The organism is Chelatococcus sp. KU-N122 (assembly GCF_055391085.1).
Window position 1 is genome coordinate 5,097,447 of the sequence record NZ_AP043981.1, and the last position, 18,338, is coordinate 5,115,784.

An 18,338-nucleotide genomic window follows, 5' to 3' on the forward strand; every position below is an offset into this window, starting at 1 on the left:
ATCCGCCCTGCTCGACGGCCGCAGATCTAATAGAGAGACTGCCAAAGCGCAACCTATGCTCCTAGCAACTGAGAGTGGGGCCTCTTAGGCATGCTTAAATCTGATGAAGCGCGCATTCTCGTTAACGTACTGCTTGGCCGGCAGCCATCCGCCAAGGCGTCTTCCGATCTCTCCCTGAAAACGACCGAGGACGCCCTGGTGGGGATCGTGCTCGCGGACGAGTTTATCAAGAAGGTGTTGGGGCCCCTGAAGGAGCGAACGCCTCTCCCCCACGAAACGCAGTCGCTGAAGATAACAGATGACATAGCCAACTGGATCAGGATCAGCTCTCCGGTATCTAATGGATTCTCGTCCGATACCGGAAGCTTGACCTCATGGCGTGCACTTCTGACAAATCTCATCCAGGACGACGAATTTATATCGTTACTTCAGGCGCGCGGCGCTAGTCACCGCAATTTCACTCAATTCATGGCGGCCCGTGAGGAGTATGTTTCAACCTTGGCCGCAAAGGAGCGCGGCCCACGGCTCACGTCGGAGGGCTTGCCAGGCGGTCGTGAGCTCTCCTCGTCCCAGCGAGACGACGCAACGTCCATACTCGTGGCCAAGCGGGACGGAAGCGCGAAGGACCCGGCCCGTCGCCCGAACGGTGAGAGCAATGGTCTCGCCGCGACCCTGGGGGACCTCGCCGCGCCGGTCGATACCTCAAATGGCATGTCCGGCGAAGCCAGCGCCGCCGACGTCCTGCCCCCCGCGGCCACCGTCGGTCGTCGTGAGTACGTTGTTCCCGAGCAACCCGCAAGCATTGTCGGTGAGAAGAAGAAGATGGATCGCGTCCAGCGCGGCGAGCCCGGTACGTATTATCCTCTCCAGGTCAGCAGCAATGCATCTGGCGGAGAGATTCAGCTTATGATAACGCCGCAATTTACCCTCGTCGGCGCCATCGAGGGCTGCAGCGACAGTGACAGAAAGAACGTGACGCTGCTGGTGGACGGATCGATTGCCTCGCGGACAGCCGTGGACAAGCCCGTGCCCGCCGAGCTGAAGAAGTCGGGGCGAATCCAGTCCGGATTTTTCTTTCAGTTGCCTGAACCGCCAGGGGATTCCTTTACGCGAAAGCTTCAGCTTAAATGCGGCGCCGCAACGTGCCAGGTCGTGGTCGACTATCGCGCGCGCTTCCGTGGACTGTTTGAGAGATATGAGTTCGCTGAAGACAAGCTGCGTGTGGCAGGGTGGGTTCACGACCGGATGCGTGAGTTCACGCCTGTCAAGATCGATATCTTCTATGACGGGATGCTGACGTCGAGCGTGCTGGCGAACAAGAGCAGGCCCGACCTGAAGCAGGCCCGCGTCGGCATGGGAAACCACAGCTTTGACACCGTCCTTCCAAGCCCGGTTCGCGGCGGCTTCGGAATTGAAAAGCTGGAGATTCGCATCGCGGGGACAATAATCCCGCTCGACCGATCGAAACTATCGATGTTCGCGCCGTCCGCATGTATCCTGCTCCCCGCGGAAGGCGAAATACGTCCGAGCGAGGCCTCTGCGCCCGACGCCTTCGAAATCCTCGCTGGCGCGGTCTCCCGGGCGCACGGACATATCGACATGATAACCTCTTCGGAGGTTCGTGGCTGGGCTTATGACCCCGATAATCCCGAGGAACCGGTCATTCTGGACCTTCTGATCGACAACCAGCTCGTAGCGACCGCCAGGACGGATCGGTTCCGCGCCGACCTCGCCAAGAAATTTGGAACGACAGGTTACCACGCCTTCAGCTTTGAAGTTCTTCCGCAGTTTGGATTGACGGCCTGGCGCAAGATCTGCGTAGCGGTTCGACGCGGCGACATTCTGAGCGGAGGAGCCAAGGCGATCCAAATGCTCCCCGAGCACGTTGCTCTGGGCCTTGATCGTGGGTTGGTGAGCTCGGGCCGTGTGCCGGCCGTCAAGATGGCAGAGGATGTCATCTTCTCGCTCATCGTGCTAAATCTCAACGGCGCGAAGGTCCTCGTCCAATTCTTTGAGACGCTGCACGCGCACGAGCAGAACAGGAAGTTCGAGATTATTATTGTCGATCACGGATCGTCGGACGATAGCTATGAAATCTGCCAAAAGTACGAATTTCTAAACGTTCGATTTATCGACAGGAAGCGGAATTTTTCGTTCTCTGAATCGAATAACTATGCAGCCCTGCAAGCTAAGGGACGCATACTGGTTTTCCTCAACAATGATATCTTCTGGTGCCAGCCGGTCCTGGATTCCGTCGAGAGGGCGCTCGGCGACGAAGCCGTCGGATGTGTCGGAATCCAGCTCCTGGATAGTCCCGCCGACGACTGCGAGTTGATTCCACCGACCGTGCAAACGTTGGGGATCCACTTCAATTTCTCCCTGAAGGACCGCGCGATTCATCCAGTCGAGACACGATTCGACTCCTCCGTGCTGCGCTCATACTTTGGCGATGCGGATGTCCCAAGCGTAACAGGCGCATTCCTGGCGATGAGGCGCGGTGACTTTAAAGCTGTAGACGGGTTTGATGAGGAGTATAACTACGGCTACGAGGACGTCGACCTTTGCCTGAAGGTTATCCTCGATTTGAAGAAGCGCGTGGTCTGCGCCAATGGGTCGCGCGCTTTTCACTATCGTGGCTATAGCCGCAAGAAATCGGGAAAATGGGCCGGCTCCAATATGCGCCGGAACCGGGCGCGGCTGGAGACCAATTTTGCCTATCGGGTCCGGCGCGATTTATTGACTGATGTTCTGGAGCGCGGAAAGTTCTGGATGGGCCGGCCCATCGTGGTCGCGTTCGCTGTGACCGAGGCCAGCAACAATACCGCCGCTGGCGATTTCTTTACAGCTGCGGAGCTCGGCGATGCCATCCAGCGGCTCTGGGGCGCGAAGGTCATATTTCTCGAAGAGAAGAAGAATTGGTATGACGTGCTCAACGTAGACGTTCTTATCGCTATGCGGCACGAGTATAATCTCGACAAGCTTACGAATAGGAAGGCGTCGCTCATCACGATCGGCTGGGCGAGAAACTGGTTCGACAAATGGGCCGAGGGAGATTGTACTAAAGACTATAGCCTGCTCGTCGCGTCAGGGTCCGAAGCGGTGAACTATCTCCGCGAGAAGCTCGATAAGCCCGTCTTCAAGTTGAATATAGCGACCAACCCACACAGATTTTTTCCTCGCGACAACGCTGGAAAGTTATATGATGTCGTGTTCACCGGGAATTTCTGGGGACATCCGCGAGATATATCTTACATGTTTCACCCGGATGCTTTTTCTGGGAGCTTTCGCGTATTCGGTGCTGGTTGGGAGCAGGTCGAAAACTGGAAGGGCTATACGCAGGGTCTACGTTCCTATGCGGAAATGCCCAGTGTCTACAACAGCAGTAAAATCGTATTGGACGATGCCAATGCGGTGACCAAGGCATGGGGATCGGTTAACAGCCGTGTATACGATGCATTGGCGGCCGGGTGTCTGGTGCTGACGAATGGAGAGAAGGGCTCTGAGGACGAGTTCGGAGGCCGGCTGCCGGTCTACCGCAGTTCTCACGAGCTCCACGACCTCCTGAATACATACCTCGGCAACGCGGACGTTCTGAGGCGGAAGACGGCCGAGCTCCGGCGGGAGATTTTATCGCACCATACGTACGACGTGCGAGCGCGGCAGTTGATGGACGTTATCAGGGACGAGGTGGGCGCTCAGCGGCGCTTTGCCATCAAGATAGGCGCCCCTAACCAGTCCGTCGCCCATGAGTGGGGCGACTTTCACTTTGCGCTGTCACTCAAGAAGTCGCTTGCTCGGCTCGGTCATACGGTGCGCATCGACTGCCTCGACAAATGGGACTCGGATGATGCCTACGGCGACGACTGCGTGATCGTGCTGCGAGGGCTGTCTGCCTATAAGACCAAACCCTACCATTTCAACATCCTCTGGATCATTAGCCATCCGGATATGGTGTCGGGGGCGGAGTGCGAAACCTACGACGTCGTTGCGACGGCATCCGAGAAGCACAGGGAGCACCTCAACCTATTGGGCATTCCTGCTCGAACGCTGCTGCAGTGTACGGACTCGTCGAGGTTCAATATAGCCGAGCGGGATCTGAAGAACCGTCCGACCAAGCCTTTGTTCGTCGGCAACACGCGAAACATCTATCGCAGCGGCGTCAAATTTTCAATCCGCGCCGGCGTCGACCTCAACGTGGTTGGTGCCGGCTGGAGAGACTTTATACCGGCGTCATATGTTCTCACAGACTACATCGATAACGCCGAGGTCGGCGACTATTATCGCGCGGCTGAGTTCGTCGTTAACGATCATTGGGCAAGTATGAGGTCGTGGGGGTTCATATCCAACCGAGCGTTCGACGTCGTGGCGTGTGGGACACCGCTGCTGTCGGATCGCGTCGATGGGATGGACGAGCTGTTTGGGGAGGCTGTCGTGACGTTCGACGATTTCGGCTCGTTCTCCGCGGCGGCGCAGAAGGCTGCGGATGTGCGGGCGAGGCGCGGTGTTTTGAGAGATGCCGCCGAAAATGTGCTCAGGGAGCACACGTTCGATCGACGCGCACAGGTCATCGTCGGCTGGTTCAAGGAGTGGGAAAGCCGCAAGGCAAGGGCCGCGGCTTAAGGCGAGCGGCAGGTACGAGCGTCCTTCCGCTGCGCGACGCGTGCCAGTGACCGTCGGGGGGAGGGCGCTCGGTGGCCGAGGGGGGATTGGCAAAGCCGGAGTGAGCAACGCGTCGTGGGCGGGGCGGCGAACTCCTGCACGGCCCGGACCGCGTATTCCGGTGCGAGGGGAACAACTGCCACGATTGCTGGCGCGCGGCTTCGATCGCTCGTGATGAGCGAGCGGACCCGGAGCGCAGGCCGATCGGGTGGAACGATCCGATCGGCGGGGGGCGGTCTCGATCCAAAGGCTTGAAACGCCTCCGCCAATCAGATGAGACCATCGGTTGGCGGGCGGCTCAGGGCCGGTTGAGGCCTGCGGCGGGTCGATGAGGTCTACCGCCGAAGCATCGTCTGCGGCTGAGGCTAAAGCAGCGTCGCTGCCCCCAGGACGATGGGAGCGGCACGAGGGAAGGATGGGGTGATGAGCAGTCTCGTCAGGCCGCCGGTGGCCGAGCTAAAGAAGAGGGTCCACGTGGGCTGCGGCCCGCATACATTAAAGCCGGATTGGTATAATGTTGATATAAGGCCCTTTCCCGGGGTTGACCATGTTTGCGATATAACGGAGCCATGGACAGATCTTTCAGATGTCCGGTATGTTTATGGTGAGCATTTCATAGAACATCTCGATGCTCAACAGGCGGTTGCATTTCTAACGCATGCGCATTCGGCGCTTGTCACGGGCGGAAAGATACGTCTTTCAACGCCCGCGCTCGAATGGGTGATGGCGACGCATTTTAACCCATCAGAGAAAGATAAGATAAGCATGATCGCGCAGAGTTTCGCGGTCAACCGCGCCTTCCATGGCTGGGGCCATAAGTTTATCTGGTCAGCGCCGACGCTCGAGTGGGCCTTGTCGTCGGCCGGGTTCGACGATGTCACCTTTTTTGACTACGGTCAGAGCGAGACGCAGGTGTTCCGTGGGCTCGAGGAGCACGGCGGGTACAAGGTGACAAAAGGAATTCCCTCCACCTGGATCGTCGAGGGCACGAAGAGCGCGACATCTCGTCCCAATGGCGAGTTCTCTGAGGCCGCGGAGCGCGAGTTTACGCGCCATGTCCGCAGCGGTCATTAGCGGGTGATCCAAGAAAGTGACCGCCGGCTTTGGGCAAGATCATGCTCAACACAAAGACTTGGAGCGGGATGATGGTTCGCAGATAAACCATCCCACTCTAGTCGAGCCAGCGGCCGAAAAGCAGAGGATCAGGTGTGCGTTTGGCCAAAACCGCCTTGGCTCGCACCTCGAGCTCGTCTCGGACGTTATCGTCTGCAACTCTGTAGAGCCAGATCGGCACCACGTCCTCGACGCCGTTCACTATTTTGCCGTCATACTGCGCAAAGCCTGGGCAGCTTCCCGATAATGCGGCGGTCACGTCGGCGCCAAAGCCAGCCGTTCTTGCGAAGCAAAGGTAGAAATTGGTCGCCAACGCGATGGACTGGCCAAAGTGGCCTTGATACCGATAGGCGTCATAGCCGGAAAGTCGCATGATTTCCGCCATCCTGTAAAGCCAGATCAGCGTTTCCATCGCATAGCCAATGGCTTGTGCTGGCGTCGAATTTCGATAGCGGTCGTCGATTTCCCCTGGAATGACTGAATTCAATTGGAAGAAGGGCCGGCTGCTCGATCCGTCCTGACCTGTGTTCGGATAGCAACTGTTGAGCTGTTCCTGCGCGCCATATATGGCGCGATCAAAGTATCGCATCCAGGGAAGGGTGACATTTGAACCGGGGCCGCCGAAAAGAGCTCCATCGAACAGAGCCTTGTCGTCGAGAAGGCGCGCGACGGCTAGAAGGCCGGCCAACTGACTGGCGACGTGATTGCTGTAGTAGTTGCAGTCATAGTCTCTATGTGTGGTGAATCGGTAGTTCATCGCGTTTCGAATTAGTTCGTACATTGCGCGATGGAAGGTATTAAGCTCGTTTGCGTCTGCGTCGCTCAACCCGCCAAAGTACGAAATCAGGTCTTGCGCCATGGCGGAATAGACGACGCCCCGCGAAATCTGAAGTCCAACCTGGCTCTTGCTGACGGCGGAAACCTGCCCGTCTATGCAGAACTGGGACGCATGAGTGAGCCGGCGCCCGGATGTATCCTTGAAGCCGTTCTTCGCCCAGGCCAGGAGAATACGTCTTGCAAGTTCAGCCGCGGCACGGGGGTCGGGTGCCCCGGGCGGGAGCGGCGCGCCCGCCTTCGTCAACGCCGCATACAATGCAGCTCTCGCCGCGACGTGGGCCGCGCCGCGCGGTGGTGCATCGTTGTCCTTGAGGCCGACCGCCGCGTTGAGTTGCAGCGGCGTCATAACGTCGGTGTTCGCCTCGTATGAGAATGCGAGCAGATAGACCCTGATATCGCATCCTGCGTAGGTGCTGAGCCAGCGCGGGGACGCAGCGAGGTCCCTTTTCACTTGATCTGAAAGGCGCGCAAATTGAAGGCCGGAGAAGCTGCCTGCATTGCGTGTTCGACTTGCTATGTCGGATAGATCCGCTTCAGCGAAAAGGACCCGCGGGCTCGTCGGGCTCGTCGTATAGGAACCATTCAGGCCTTGCCCGGAGGGCTTGGCCAGGGCAGCAGACTTGCCTGAGAGAGAGACGGTCACGGCCAGCATGAGCGCCAGCGCGGCGGCGAATGGAGGCCCAATGAAGCGCTTCGCTTGTCTTGACATTCATACCGCTCCCGTCCGCCGGCGCCATTCAGCTGCCCGATCTCCGACACGCCAGGTAAGGCGTTTGGCGTTCGACTTGCGGCACATCCGTGAGCCGGTCCCGCGCTGACGACACCGATGCGGCGCGGCGGTCCGCGCTTTGTGCTACCCGCGGAGGCCTGGTCTGCTCGTCCATGCACACCGATGGCTTCATCCGTCTGGCCCGCTCGCGGCCCGGTGCCATTGCGCCAGACGGAAGATCGAGGCCCGAGCCATGAACCGCCCCCGGCCGAAGCAAGCGTTCGGCCGCGGTCTCGATATCGGGCATCAGCCGCAAGCCCGGCGGCCCGGGCTTGCGGCGTCGGTTCCTGCGTCGTGCCGGCTGTGACGTCGGCATCGACGGCCCGGAGGCCTTTCATATGGCCAGCAACACGCGGCGGGCCAGAGTGGCGCCCCCGGCATGACGACGGCTACATGTGGGAACGCAAGGCGCTCGCGGATGAACTGGCCGGATCGAGTTTCACCCGGCTGTGGCTGCGCTCCCCGACTTTCTTAGCCCGCGACACCAGGGAGTCCAGCTGATCGGTGGAGGCGATGTTCATTGTGTTCAGAAATTCGATCAGGGAATCGTTCGTCGTCTTGCGGCTCTCGAACGAGCGGATGATTTCGTCATAACGGCTGGAGAGCACATCGGATACCGGATTCAGGTTGGTAATGATGAGCAAGCCGGTGGGTGGAGCATCCAGGCTTATCATTGTCAGGTCGGGCCTGTACCGCCGTATGGCCTCCGCGGTCTTCCAGACGTCGCCGCTCCAAGCGGCGGGCGTGGGCGTTTTGCTTCTCAAATCAGCGTCGAACTGATCCCGGCGGGCCATGAAGACGTCCGTCGGCAGGCAATCGTGCATGACGATCAGACTGCCGGCGGCAGCGACCGCCTCGGAGTTGACGAAGTCGCGTAGCAGGACTTCGGCGTGGTGCAGCCCATCCAGAAAGATGAGGTCGGGCGGGCCTTTTAACAGCGCTTGGACGTCGGAGTTCAGAAAGAAATCATCGCTTGTTGCTTGAACGAGGGCGAGCATCGGCTTGTTGCCGACGACGTCTGTCGTCAGACGAAACGCCGGATCCACGCCGACCGACGCGCACGTGGCTAATGCCAGCGACCGCCCCTCGTTCACGCCGACTTCAAGGTATCGTTGCGGTGCGACGAGCGCATGGATTCGTTTCAGCACCCCTTCGTAGGGCTCCCCCGCATGCTCTCGGAGCTTCTTGTATTCGGGGAAGGTCGGCTTCGAATTCACAGGCATGTGCTTCTCCTTGCTCGAGGACGTTTTGCCCGCCGAACACGTTCTGCCGCCACGCGGCCCTATTGGGTGGTGTCTGAGGCCAGCGCCTTTATTGCGATCGATATATTTCTGAAGATGTCCTCCCTAGAAAGGCTTGACGAGGCGACTTGTGCGAGTGTGACTCGCGCGCACACGGCGGACGCGAGCGCATTCGCGGCAGCTTGCATCGGCGGGAAGTTGACGGGGGTCCGCTCATCGCCCACCTCGAGCAAACGCGTGCCCGGTTCGCAAAAAACGATATTGTGCAGCGCCGATCCAGAAAAGCCGGCCATGAAGCAGGTTTCCTTGTACATGCGCAGCTGGACCTCGATCGGCAAGGATTCGGGGTATACGATGTCGAAGCCCTCCGCTCGAAACGCCGCTTCGACGACGGACGGATCCTGAAATCTTTGCTGCAAGCCGCCCGACCGCGACAGAAAGATCCGGCGGTGAGGGCGGCCGGCGGTCATGCTGTTGCGCACGCGCTCGTAGACCTTTTGGGTCGAGCCCATCGCCGCCTGGTTGATGCGCCAAGCCTGCGACGGAACGAGTATTTCGTCGAAGACGGTCGGGCTGCGGAGTACCTGAACGTCCGGAGTAAAACCCAGGACCGCGCGGTAGAGATACAGATGTGTTTCAAGCAGTCGATCTGAAAATACGGACGGAAACGCGACAAAGTTGCGGCAGGCGCCGATTTCCTCGAGCGCCCAGCACCGCGAGAGGTTTTCTGTGATGAAGTGGCCGTAGTGGGCCATGAAATGGCCGAGGAAGGCGGTTCTGCCGCTCATCCTCGCTGCGTTCGGCGCCGGAAACTCGAACTGCGGGCTGATCGAGAGGAGCCGATCGCCCGACACGCCGCCGACCCGATCAGACGCCGCGCACAGCACTCCAGCCGAGTCGTAGATGGCGCCAGTGAAGAGGCGCACGTGCTCCTCTTGGCGGCGGGGATGTTCCAGCGAGCATACGTCGCCTGGCTTGAATAAGGTGAAGCCGGGATAGAACGCATCCTTGAGCACGGTGATGCTGGGCTCGTATGTCGGACTGCTCAAGATTGCCCTCCGGGAAATCAGAATAGTCCCTGCTTGAGCTGGTGCGGGCGGCCCGAACGGAGGCTCATCACGCTGTCGAAAGCAGGCATGATCAGCCACGTCTCACAAGTTGGTCCGTGTCCCCCATATGGAGCACGGCCGAGCCGCCGTTGCGGCGGCGACGGACGCTGATGGCGCACCGGGCCGACGGCGACAGCCGGCCGGAGTTCGATGCTGCCGCTATGTCGGTCTGTGTCACCCTGGAGCTCCTCAGCTTCCTCCGTCGCTCGCGATGATGGCTATTTGCACCGTGCGGCGAGGGGCTTGCGGCAAGCGGCCGCGCGGTGTCGCTAACGATAGGCCGCGCGCCACAGCAGTGGCTTGGTGTCGTCGCCGTCCACCGGCAAGCCTGTGCTCGGAAGGTCAGCGGGGGCATTGCTCGTGGTTAGTCCGAAGCAGTATACGTCCTGGGCCGTTGGGCCGGTCGCTTGGACCTGGTCGAGGACTTGGTTCATCCAAGCGTCGTGCCAGGCTTGCTCACCCCAGCACGCGACGAACAGCGCGGCAGCTCGTGCTTCGCGGGTGATGACGGCGAGGTTGGCCTGGATTGGATCGCGCCCGAACGCCATTGGCGCGCGCGCCTGCCGGGCCACCCAGGCGCGGCATTGCGCGCTGGTGAGGGAGCGGAGCGGGTAGAGGTTTACGGCGGTGAAACCGGAATAGCCCCATGCCCGAGCCAGGCGGGCGAACTGCGAGATCAAGCGGTCGTCGTCGCCGTCGGCAAAGGAGGGGTGGAGGCCACAAAAGCAAACATGGTCGCCGATGTCCCACATGCGGGTCAGCGTCCAGCGATAGTTGCCGCATGGCGAGCAATCGGCGCGCCAAGCACGCTGCCCGGATCGAGAGATGTGCGGAGCTGCGGTCGCCGCGCTCCTGGCCCTCTGCATCATCGCCGGTTACTCCTGGAGGCCGCTTGCCGCCTTGTTCAGCGGGCGCCGACCGCCTCGAGCGGGCCGTTTCGTGCACGACGTCGATCCATGTTGATAGCAGAGCGCCACTCCGGATCCCCCTAGCCCTTCCGCGCTGTCGATTGGTGACAGCGTGCAACGCCTCTATATGTCCTCTTATTGACATATGAGGCCAGAGCCGTCAACGCAGTTCGCACTTGCGAGAGGGCGAGCCGGCGCCGGACGATCGGGTTGGCGACGCTCTTGCGTCGAGTGCCCGTCAATCGCGACGTCGATGGGCTGGCACGGGCCGCAGCGTAAGCCGCGCCAAAAGCAGAGTTGATGCCCAACGTTCCACATCAGAACCGGTGGGAAGATCTAGTTTCTTCACGACGAATAGTTTGTGGTTCATCGGGAAGCTGCGGAAGGTTCAGAAAAAGCATGAGCGGTTGGCATGGATCTATTGCTCACATCCGCATCGTCGATTGCTCCTTCCTGCTGCTTCTTGCCCCTCGATCAGCGGTCCTTCTTGTCATCCTGGCGACGCAATATGTCGTCGTGCTGACATAGTGAACCTCGGGCGTCAACGGCATCGGAAGCGGGGTGAGGCATGGGCTGCCGGATCTCTCCTGTCGGCTCGTCGAGCGGCTGGAGCCCCGTGCGGCCTGGTGCATGGAATCCAGGATATCCATGCCGAGGTAGCAATCGTCGTCGGGCCGGGGCGACAGGCGGCCCCGTCCCGAGGCGGGTCAGGGCAGGTCGAGGTGCCCGAGGCAGCTCGTTGCGTTGCAGGGGGGGCGTGCGACGAATCCGCGACCTATATCGCCCCGGGGCAGTGAGCGCCGGGTTTTCGATTGATGCGACCTACGCCGTCGTTCTCGTGGTGCCGGATGGATTTGAAGGTCCCGAAAGCTGCATTGCCGTGAGGCGGCAGGACTTTCAATCCACCACACTAGCGCGAAAGCCGGATGCGGCCGTGGCGGGGGCGCAGCGCCTGTGTTGCGGCGGCGTCCGCAGCGAGGTGGCCGGTATCGGGTTCGGGGGCACGGGAGGCCGCCGTCGTTTCGGTTGCGGGGCCTCCGCATCCCACGGTGCCAAATGCTTGTCCGGGCAAACTGTCCCGGCCGCGCTGCCGGTCCGCTGCTCCGGTTCCGCCGCGCGTCGTCACGGCGGTCGGGGCACCGTCGGATGCCGTCGCCAAGCCGTTGGTCGCCAAGCCGTTCGTCACCAAGCCGTTCGACGACCGGTCATGGCCGGCGAGGGCCGTAGCCCGTCTTGAGACCGGTGCCGCGGGGAGGTGCTTCGCCCGGCGCTGAGGAAGCGAGGTGTCGGACGGCGGCCTAGCAGCGGGCTTGCAGGATGGGCGTTGCTGGGATGTTTCGGAGGCCGATCGGGGGTCGATCATTCCCCGAGAAAAGAACCACTCTCGCACGATGGGGCGAAGCGCTTCCAAGCTCGAACTGGAATTGGGCTTGGCGATAAACCGCTCGATCAGCTTCATTTGATGCGGGGAGAGACCAAGTTTTCGCATCGTTCCTCCTAGATAACGGAACAGCGCTGGTTGTTTTTTCGGCGGCACCTTCGCGTTAGCCTTATCCGATCACGTAGTTTAAGAACAGCAACAATATTTGTTGCTCAAGCTACAAATATTGTTGCTCGGTCGGGTGCCTAGCGTCGTTGGCCTGTGTTCCCCTTCAGGCGCAACACTTGGTCAAGTTGGGTGGATCTGGCTACAGGCTGGGGTTGTATAACGCTGGCAAATCGACGGATTGTCATTCACATTTTCGTGATTGAGGGGTGGCCCTTGAGGTGGGAAACGTCCCTTCGTATCGCCGTTCGATCCAAATCCATGGGCGATTTTCCATGGATATCTGAATAATTATAGTGTAAAAATTTGTCATAAAATAATTAGTTTTTATCATAAATTACAAGTTGTATGTTTAAACGATGAGATTCAGCAAGAATAATGTCGTTAATTGAGATGTTATCCGCATCTATTTTCAATTTATGTTATTGGTAGCGGTTAAAATTATGGGTACATACTTTATCGGATAGTCGGTGATGCCGACGGAACTGCGGTTGTTGGTGGCGTTCCTATGTCGATTATTGTGTACGATGGCGGGCATATAGCGAGTCGCTCGAGCCGCCTGCGGTGAAGTATATGTCTGAAATCGGACACAGAACAGCCGATTTGCTTCGTGCGCCGGCTCCTGTATAAGTGTATGATCGGGATAGAGAGATTGTGCGGTTGAGTTCGGCCGTGGTTGCGCGAGGGAAGTATATTCAATCATGAGATTTGCGGGCAGGGATTGCGGCGCTTCGTTGCCTAGTCTAGCTGCCGTCGAGGGCTCGGAAATACTTGCTCCGACTCTTGTCCTCAATGAACGGGACGTGGCGCGTGCAGGTTTGCGCCATTCGCGGGAATGGGGCGCGTCGTTCGAGGAGCGCGCGGCTCTCGATGCGGCTACCGGGGCATGCCCGGCGGATTCCGGGCGCTAGAGGTGTTTGCACACCGCCACCGGCCGGTGAGGGGCGCTCATCTGGGCCGCAGGGCGGAGTCCGCCGGGCGGATCGACGGCGCCTCCCTTGCGGCTGGAACGCGCTTCTCGAAGCCGGGCGTTGCCCTCAGTCAACCAAGGGCAGCGCATTCGGGGCATAGTCAGTCGGCCGCCCTGCAGGTCCGCGGGGGCGTCGGCAAACTGCGGACGTAACGATCGATGTCGTCAAGCAAAGTGGATCCCGAGAACCGGACAAACTCTTCGCGGCAGCCGCGGGCGTTTCCCTGGGTGGTCAACCCGACGATGGGAAGCATGCGGAAGGCCAGGCGCGGCGTAATGAGCGGGGCGTCGGACTTCACGCCCAATCTGATACTTGCAAGCCTCCCCACGAACGAGTTGATCGTGCTCGAGCAGCATGCCGAGCCGGTCGATATTCAGGCGCAATCGATCCTGCAAAAGGCGCACGCGCCGATCGAGTACGTCCATTTCCTGCATGCGGGCATGGCGTCCATCCTGCGCGAGCCGTCGGACGGGCCTGCCGTCGAGATCGCGACGATCGGGCCGGAAGGCATGATCGGCGCTCTGCTCATATTGGGCGAGGAACAGCTGACGGACGCGACCGTCATGCAGATCTCCGGACGGGGGGTCCGGATCAGGGCGGCGGCGCTGCGGGTGGTGCTCGACAGCTGTCCCGTCCTTCGCGCGACCATGATGCGCTACGTGGTGGCGCTGATGGCTCAGATCGCGCAGAACAGCGCCTGCCATCGCGTGCACTCGATCGAGCAGCGCTACGCGCGATGGCTGCTGACGGCGCAGGAGTCCGTCGGAACGTCGTCGTTCGTGCTGAAGCAGGAGTCGCTGGCCGAGCTGCTCGGCGTCCGCCGGCAGACGATTTCCGTGGCAGCAGGCGAGTTCGCGCAGGAGGGCATCATCTCCTATGTTCGCGGGCGGATCACCGTTCACGATCGCGGCGCCTTGGAGGAGGCGGCGTGCAGCTGCTACAAGTCACTGAAGCTGAACTACGCTCGGGTAATGGGCGGAGCAGACGGCAAGCGTGACGCGAAGCGCCCAGGCCGGCGGCCGGTCAAGGGAGAGCCCGGCTAGAGCGCTTTGCGGTTGGGTGGACTCACCCAATCGCGAAAAAGCGCTCCAGATTCAAAAGACTATGAGCATTTCGCCATTGGATGGGTCCATCCAATGGCGAAATGCTAGAGAGCACGTCGCGATCGGCCGGGCTCTGACGGGATCGGCGGGTCGGCCGTTGTCGAGCCCGGCTACCGCTCGTGGGCGACCGGGTGGTCCAGTTCGCCCGCGCTCAGGAACAGGGCCAACAGCTGGTAGTAGCCGCTGATCGCCACCACCTCGCTCGCCACCTGCCTGTCGGTGAGGCGCACGAGCTCGGCCAGGCGGTCCCGCTCGACGCGGCGATTGAGCACGGCGGCACGGCAGAGCTGGACGATGGCCGCATCGCGCGGCGACACGCCGTCAGAGCCCGATCGTCCGGCGGCCATGGCGATGGCCGTTTCTCCGACCCCGGCGTCGCGCGCGATGGGGAGATGGTAGTCCCACTCATAGCCCGAGCCGAAGGCACCGGCGGTCGCCAGGATGGCGAGCTCGCGCACGTCGGCAGGCATGGCGCCCGAGAAGCGGATGGCGGCGCCGACCGCCTGCACCGCGTCGGCGAGGTGCGGCGCATCGAGCATGGCCAGGAACGGCAGCGGCACGCCGCCCCGCGGCCCGGAGGCGATGGCGTCGTGGACGCGCCGTTGCGCGTCCGTCATGTCGGCGATGGAGCGGGCCCCGATCTGCATGGTTATGCTCCTAAGCAGAATTTCTGAGCCTGCCCAACGGGCGGCCCCCGAAATTCGGCAGCGTCCAAATGTCTTAGCTGAAATCCGCAGACCGAAACTGTGTTCCGGTCTGCGGATTTCGGCTCAGTGCGTGTCCCGACCGGATGCGCTCATCTGATCGGGACGCAATAGGCCGTATGGATGATGCGCCGATGTCAGCGTCCGTCGGGGCCGCCGGTGGTCACGCCGGAGGCGATGCGCCGGGGGCCGAGGATGGCCTTGGCGACGTCGCCGACGGCTTCCACCTGCTCGTCCATGCCCTGGAAGCAGACGATGCGGCAGGGGCAGGCCTCCAGGCCCTCGTAGCGCCAGGGGAACGCCCCGATCACAGCCCGCTGGTTGAGCATCTTCTCGATGTCGCCGCCGACGTTCTCGGCGTGAATCAGGCCCTCCTGGAAGGCATAGGAGTGGAACGGGAAGATGTTCTCGCTGACCTTGCGGCCCGACTTCTTGTGCGTGTAGTTGTATTCTCCGAAGAACTCCTCGCAGGTCTTGCCCACCTTCGCCTCGAAGCGCTTGGCGAGGTCCGGCCGCATGTGGCGGATCGAGGTGTTCATGGAGTGGTCGCCGGAGCCGCAGTCGATGCCGAACCACTTGATCTTCTTGGCGATCATCCATTCGAGCAGCGCGATGCCGCCGCCCGGATGCATGCAGAAGTAGCGCACCAGGTCCTGCTGCGGCTGGCCTTCCCAGAAGCGGTGCCAGCCGGTGTGGAGGATGAGGATATCGCCCTCCTTCACCTCGACCGGGGCGCTTTCGATCATGTCGGGGGTGATGACGGCCCAGTCGTCCATGTGCGCCGACACGTCGACGACGGCGCCCGGGCCCACCAGGAAGTCGAGCGGGTAGGAGGCCATGTCGCCCATGCCGTCGGTGCCGTGCATGGCGCCGTCGATGTGGGTGCCGACGTGAAGGGCGGTGTCGATGCGCTGGGCGACGATCATCTTCGTCTGCAGGTTCTGCGCATAATACATCTGGTTGCCGGCGTAGCCGACCCAGCCCGGCGTGTGCACGTTCATCAGATGGGACAGGTCGACGATTCGCATGTGGCTACTCCCGGGATGGACAGGATCGTTCGGATCAGGCGGCGCGCTTGCCGAACAGCGAGCGGAACCAGCCCTTGAGCGCGGCGATGAGCAGGCTGGTGGCGCTGATCGGCGTCGCGGCTGCGGGCTGTGGCGACGCTGACGGTGCAGGTGTCGCCGTGTCGCTCCCTGCGCCGGAGGCGGAGGCCGCCGCCGGCGCGTCGAGCTTCGCCTCGACGTTGCGCACGAAGTCGGCGATCAGCACGTTGGCCACTTCGCTGATGATGTTGGTGCGCCCGAATTGAGCGATGGCCCCGGCGAGCTGGATGTCGGCGTCGACGTTCACCCTGGTGGTGTCGCCGACCGGCGTCAGCGCGCAGTCCAGGGTCATCTTGCCGCGACTGGCGCCTTTCTTGTCGACGCCCTTGCCCTCGACATGCACCGTCTTGGCCTGATCGTCGAAGGCGACGTCCGCCTCACCCTCGAAGCTTGCCTGGAAGGGGCCGATCTTCGAGGAGATCTTGCCGAGATGCTTGCCCTCGTCCTTCGATCCCAGATACTCGGCGCCCGGCAGGCATTTGGCGACGTCCGGGATGTCCTTGAAGAAGGCCCAGGTCGCGTCGATCGGACGGGCCACCGTGAATTCCTGCGAAATCTTCATTCTTCGGCCTTACGGTTTGTCGTTCGTCCGCATCCGTCGTCAGAATAGGCGGCCGCCCAGAGCGATCCCATAGACGTCGGTGCGACGGTCCTGCCGGGGCCTGACCAGCGCCGAGCGCTCCTGCGCGGCGCGCACGTGCGCCGGATCGACGCAAGCCACGGCGATCGCCTCTTCCCGGTCATCCAGCGGCCCGGCGAGGGGCTGGCCGTAGGGATCGACGATCAGCGAGGATCCCAGGAAGCGGGTGCCCCCGGCCTCGCCGCACTGGGAGGCGCAGGCGACGTAGATCTGGTTCAAGTTGGCCTGGACCATGGCCCCCCTGGCCTGCCCGATGATCGGGTCGGCGTCCGCGGCGCGCCTGTCGAACCCGCCGACCCAGGCGGTCGGCACGGCGGCGATGTCGGCCCCCTGAAGCGCCAGCGCCCGCATCACCTCGACGAAGCGAAGGTCGTAGCACACGCACAGGCCGATCCGGCCGCAGGGCGTGTCGACCACGTCGAGCCCGCGGTCGCCCGGCGCAAAGACCAGCTTTTCCCGGTCGAACAAGTGGAGCTTGCGGTAGTGCAGCAGGAGGCCGTCGGGGCCGACGAGCATGGCCACGTTGTACAGGTGCTCGCCGGCTCGCTCGCAGAAGCCGCCCGCGATCAGCACGCCGAGGCGTCGCGCCGCGTCGCTCCAGGCCGCGAACGTGGCGCCGTCGATCGGCTCGGCCGCCTCGGCGAGGATCGGTCCGTCCGTGGTGTAGCCGGGCACGGCCAGCTCGGGGAGGACGACGAGGCGCGCTCCCCGTTGTGCGGCCGTCTCCACCAGGCGAACGGTCCGCTCGCGGTTTTGCTGAGCTTGCGCCAGGCGTGGGCTGAACTGGACGCAGGCGATCGCAAAGCTCATGCAGGCGGAGCCGCGTCGGCGGGCAGGGCGCCGACAGCCTTGAGCAGCGGCACGTCGGCGGGGCTGGGGCCGCCGACGCTGACGATGCCGACGCCGCGGTCGGCCTCGACGGCATGCTCGATGCCGACGGGCACGTGCACCACGCAGCCCGCCTCGAACGGCAGGCTGACGCCGTTGGTATAGTCGTGGATGGTTCCCTTGCCCTCCAGGATGAAGATGGTGTCCTCGGACAGGCTATGGATGTGCGGCTTGTTCTTCTCGCCCGGCTCGAGCAGCACGTAGTTCATGTTGGCCATCCAGGCGCCAACGCCGGGCCACACGATGAAGCGGGCATCCTTCGAGATCAGAGGCAGCTTGAGAGACGGCGTGTCCCGATGAAAGATCCGTATGGACATCGCTCAGCGACCTTTGTCGGAGGAGAGTGTGGCGTAAAGCGACATGTCGGCCGGGCAGGGCCCGCCGAGAAGGGTCATGGAGGCGCCTCTGGCGGCCTCGAAACGATAGGAGTCGCCCCGGTCGATGTGGACCATCGAGCCTTCGATCACGGGTGAGCGCTCGCCGGCGCGGATATCGACCACGTCGCCTTCACCCGCGGCGATATAGTAGACGCTGTCGGCCGCATGGGAGAGATCGACCGTGGTGTCGCCGGCCTCCAGCTCGATAACCTGGAAGGTGCGATACAAGGCGCCGTTGCCCGGCCACATGACGGCCTTGGCGCTCCCGGTTCCGACAACCAGAGGTAAGGCTGGGCAGTCAATGCGGCTGTCGACAACGCGAACGGTCTTGGGGTCTGAAGCGCTCGTCACAATGTCGCTCTTTGAG

General features: G+C 61.8%; 13 protein-coding genes. 3 read left to right on the forward strand and 10 right to left on the reverse strand.

Annotation, left to right across the window (positions count from 1 at the left end):
- Positions 1 to 90 precede the first annotated feature (90 nt).
- Positions 91 to 4,620, forward strand: coding sequence for a glycosyltransferase family protein (locus ACZ5PO_RS23015; protein WP_464184177.1), 4,530 nt, complete (start codon positions 91 to 93; stop codon positions 4,618 to 4,620).
- A 462-nt stretch (positions 4,621 to 5,082) separates the two neighbouring features.
- Positions 5,083 to 5,733 carry a class I SAM-dependent methyltransferase gene (locus ACZ5PO_RS23020; RefSeq protein WP_464184178.1) on the forward strand — a complete coding sequence of 217 codons (651 nt, stop codon included), beginning with the start codon at positions 5,083 to 5,085 and terminating at the stop codon, positions 5,731 to 5,733.
- 97 nt (positions 5,734 to 5,830) lie between these two features.
- Here ACZ5PO_RS23020 and ACZ5PO_RS23025 read toward each other — a convergent pair whose 3' ends face one another.
- The 4 genes from ACZ5PO_RS23025 to ACZ5PO_RS23040 all read right to left on the reverse strand — a co-directional run bounded on the left by ACZ5PO_RS23025 (position 5,831) and on the right by ACZ5PO_RS23040 (position 10,597).
- The gene (locus ACZ5PO_RS23025; RefSeq protein WP_464184179.1) at positions 5,831 to 7,318 is read right to left on the reverse strand and encodes a hypothetical protein; all 1,488 of its coding nucleotides are present in this window, start codon (positions 7,316 to 7,318) and stop codon (positions 5,831 to 5,833) included.
- A 449-nt stretch (positions 7,319 to 7,767) separates the two neighbouring features.
- Positions 7,768 to 8,601 (reverse strand): class I SAM-dependent methyltransferase, encoded by an 834-nt coding sequence (locus ACZ5PO_RS23030; protein WP_464184180.1) that lies wholly within the window; start codon positions 8,599 to 8,601, stop codon positions 7,768 to 7,770.
- 59 nt (positions 8,602 to 8,660) lie between these two features.
- Positions 8,661 to 9,668 (reverse strand): glycosyltransferase family 61 protein, encoded by a 1,008-nt coding sequence (locus tag ACZ5PO_RS23035; protein ID WP_464184181.1) that lies wholly within the window; start codon positions 9,666 to 9,668, stop codon positions 8,661 to 8,663.
- A gap of 329 nt (positions 9,669 to 9,997) precedes the next feature.
- A complete protein-coding gene (locus ACZ5PO_RS23040) occupies positions 9,998 to 10,597 on the reverse strand; it encodes a DUF1643 domain-containing protein (protein WP_464184182.1) in 600 nt (199 codons plus the stop codon).
- A gap of 2,807 nt (positions 10,598 to 13,404) precedes the next feature.
- On the opposite strand from ACZ5PO_RS23040, the gene ACZ5PO_RS23045 reads away from it, so the two are divergent.
- Positions 13,405 to 14,196, forward strand: a complete 792-nt coding sequence (locus tag ACZ5PO_RS23045) for a Crp/Fnr family transcriptional regulator (RefSeq protein WP_464184183.1) — start codon at positions 13,405 to 13,407, stop codon at positions 14,194 to 14,196.
- 170 nt (positions 14,197 to 14,366) lie between these two features.
- On the opposite strand, the gene ACZ5PO_RS23050 is transcribed toward ACZ5PO_RS23045, so the two are convergent.
- From ACZ5PO_RS23050 to ACZ5PO_RS23075, 6 genes are all read right to left on the reverse strand, one after another.
- Positions 14,367 to 14,903, reverse strand: coding sequence for a carboxymuconolactone decarboxylase family protein (locus tag ACZ5PO_RS23050; RefSeq protein ID WP_464184184.1), 537 nt, complete (start codon positions 14,901 to 14,903; stop codon positions 14,367 to 14,369).
- Positions 14,904 to 15,097: 194 nt separating this feature from the next.
- Positions 15,098 to 15,988, reverse strand: coding sequence for a cyclase family protein (locus ACZ5PO_RS23055; protein WP_464184185.1), 891 nt, complete (start codon positions 15,986 to 15,988; stop codon positions 15,098 to 15,100).
- A 34-nt stretch (positions 15,989 to 16,022) separates the two neighbouring features.
- The gene (locus ACZ5PO_RS23060) at positions 16,023 to 16,628 is read right to left on the reverse strand and encodes an SRPBCC family protein (protein WP_464184186.1); all 606 of its coding nucleotides are present in this window, start codon (positions 16,626 to 16,628) and stop codon (positions 16,023 to 16,025) included.
- Between the two features lie 39 nt (positions 16,629 to 16,667).
- A complete protein-coding gene (locus ACZ5PO_RS23065) occupies positions 16,668 to 17,516 on the reverse strand; it encodes a nitrilase-related carbon-nitrogen hydrolase (protein WP_464184187.1) in 849 nt (282 codons plus the stop codon).
- A complete protein-coding gene (locus tag ACZ5PO_RS23070) occupies positions 17,513 to 17,911 on the reverse strand; it encodes a cupin domain-containing protein (protein WP_464184188.1) in 399 nt (132 codons plus the stop codon). The genes ACZ5PO_RS23065 and ACZ5PO_RS23070 overlap by 4 nt, the downstream gene beginning before the upstream one ends.
- Before the next feature lie 3 nt (positions 17,912 to 17,914).
- The gene (locus ACZ5PO_RS23075; RefSeq protein ID WP_464184189.1) at positions 17,915 to 18,322 is read right to left on the reverse strand and encodes a hypothetical protein; all 408 of its coding nucleotides are present in this window, start codon (positions 18,320 to 18,322) and stop codon (positions 17,915 to 17,917) included.
- Positions 18,323 to 18,338: the final 16 nt, after the last annotated feature.

What these genes read in the sequence shown, in the direction of transcription:
- ACZ5PO_RS23040 (WP_464184182.1), bottom strand. Translation starts at nt 10,597, where the DNA reads ATGATGCAGAGGGCCAGGAGCGCGGCGACCGCAGCTCCGCACATCTCT.
- ACZ5PO_RS23070 (WP_464184188.1), bottom strand. Translation starts at nt 17,911, where the DNA reads ATGTCCATACGGATCTTTCATCGGGACACGCCGTCTCTCAAGCTGCCT.
- ACZ5PO_RS23045 (WP_464184183.1), top strand. Translation starts at nt 13,405, where the DNA reads ATGCGGAAGGCCAGGCGCGGCGTAATGAGCGGGGCGTCGGACTTCACG.
- ACZ5PO_RS23025 (WP_464184179.1), bottom strand. Translation starts at nt 7,318, where the DNA reads ATGTCAAGACAAGCGAAGCGCTTCATTGGGCCTCCATTCGCCGCCGCG.
- ACZ5PO_RS23060 (WP_464184186.1), bottom strand. Translation starts at nt 16,628, where the DNA reads ATGAAGATTTCGCAGGAATTCACGGTGGCCCGTCCGATCGACGCGACC.
- ACZ5PO_RS23055 (WP_464184185.1), bottom strand. Translation starts at nt 15,988, where the DNA reads ATGCGAATCGTCGACCTGTCCCATCTGATGAACGTGCACACGCCGGGC.
- ACZ5PO_RS23030 (WP_464184180.1), bottom strand. Translation starts at nt 8,601, where the DNA reads ATGCCTGTGAATTCGAAGCCGACCTTCCCCGAATACAAGAAGCTCCGA.
- ACZ5PO_RS23020 (WP_464184178.1), top strand. Translation starts at nt 5,083, where the DNA reads ATGAGCAGTCTCGTCAGGCCGCCGGTGGCCGAGCTAAAGAAGAGGGTC.
- ACZ5PO_RS23050 (WP_464184184.1), bottom strand. Translation starts at nt 14,903, where the DNA reads ATGCAGATCGGGGCCCGCTCCATCGCCGACATGACGGACGCGCAACGG.
- ACZ5PO_RS23015 (WP_464184177.1), top strand. Translation starts at nt 91, where the DNA reads ATGCTTAAATCTGATGAAGCGCGCATTCTCGTTAACGTACTGCTTGGC.
- ACZ5PO_RS23065 (WP_464184187.1), bottom strand. Translation starts at nt 17,516, where the DNA reads ATGAGCTTTGCGATCGCCTGCGTCCAGTTCAGCCCACGCCTGGCGCAA.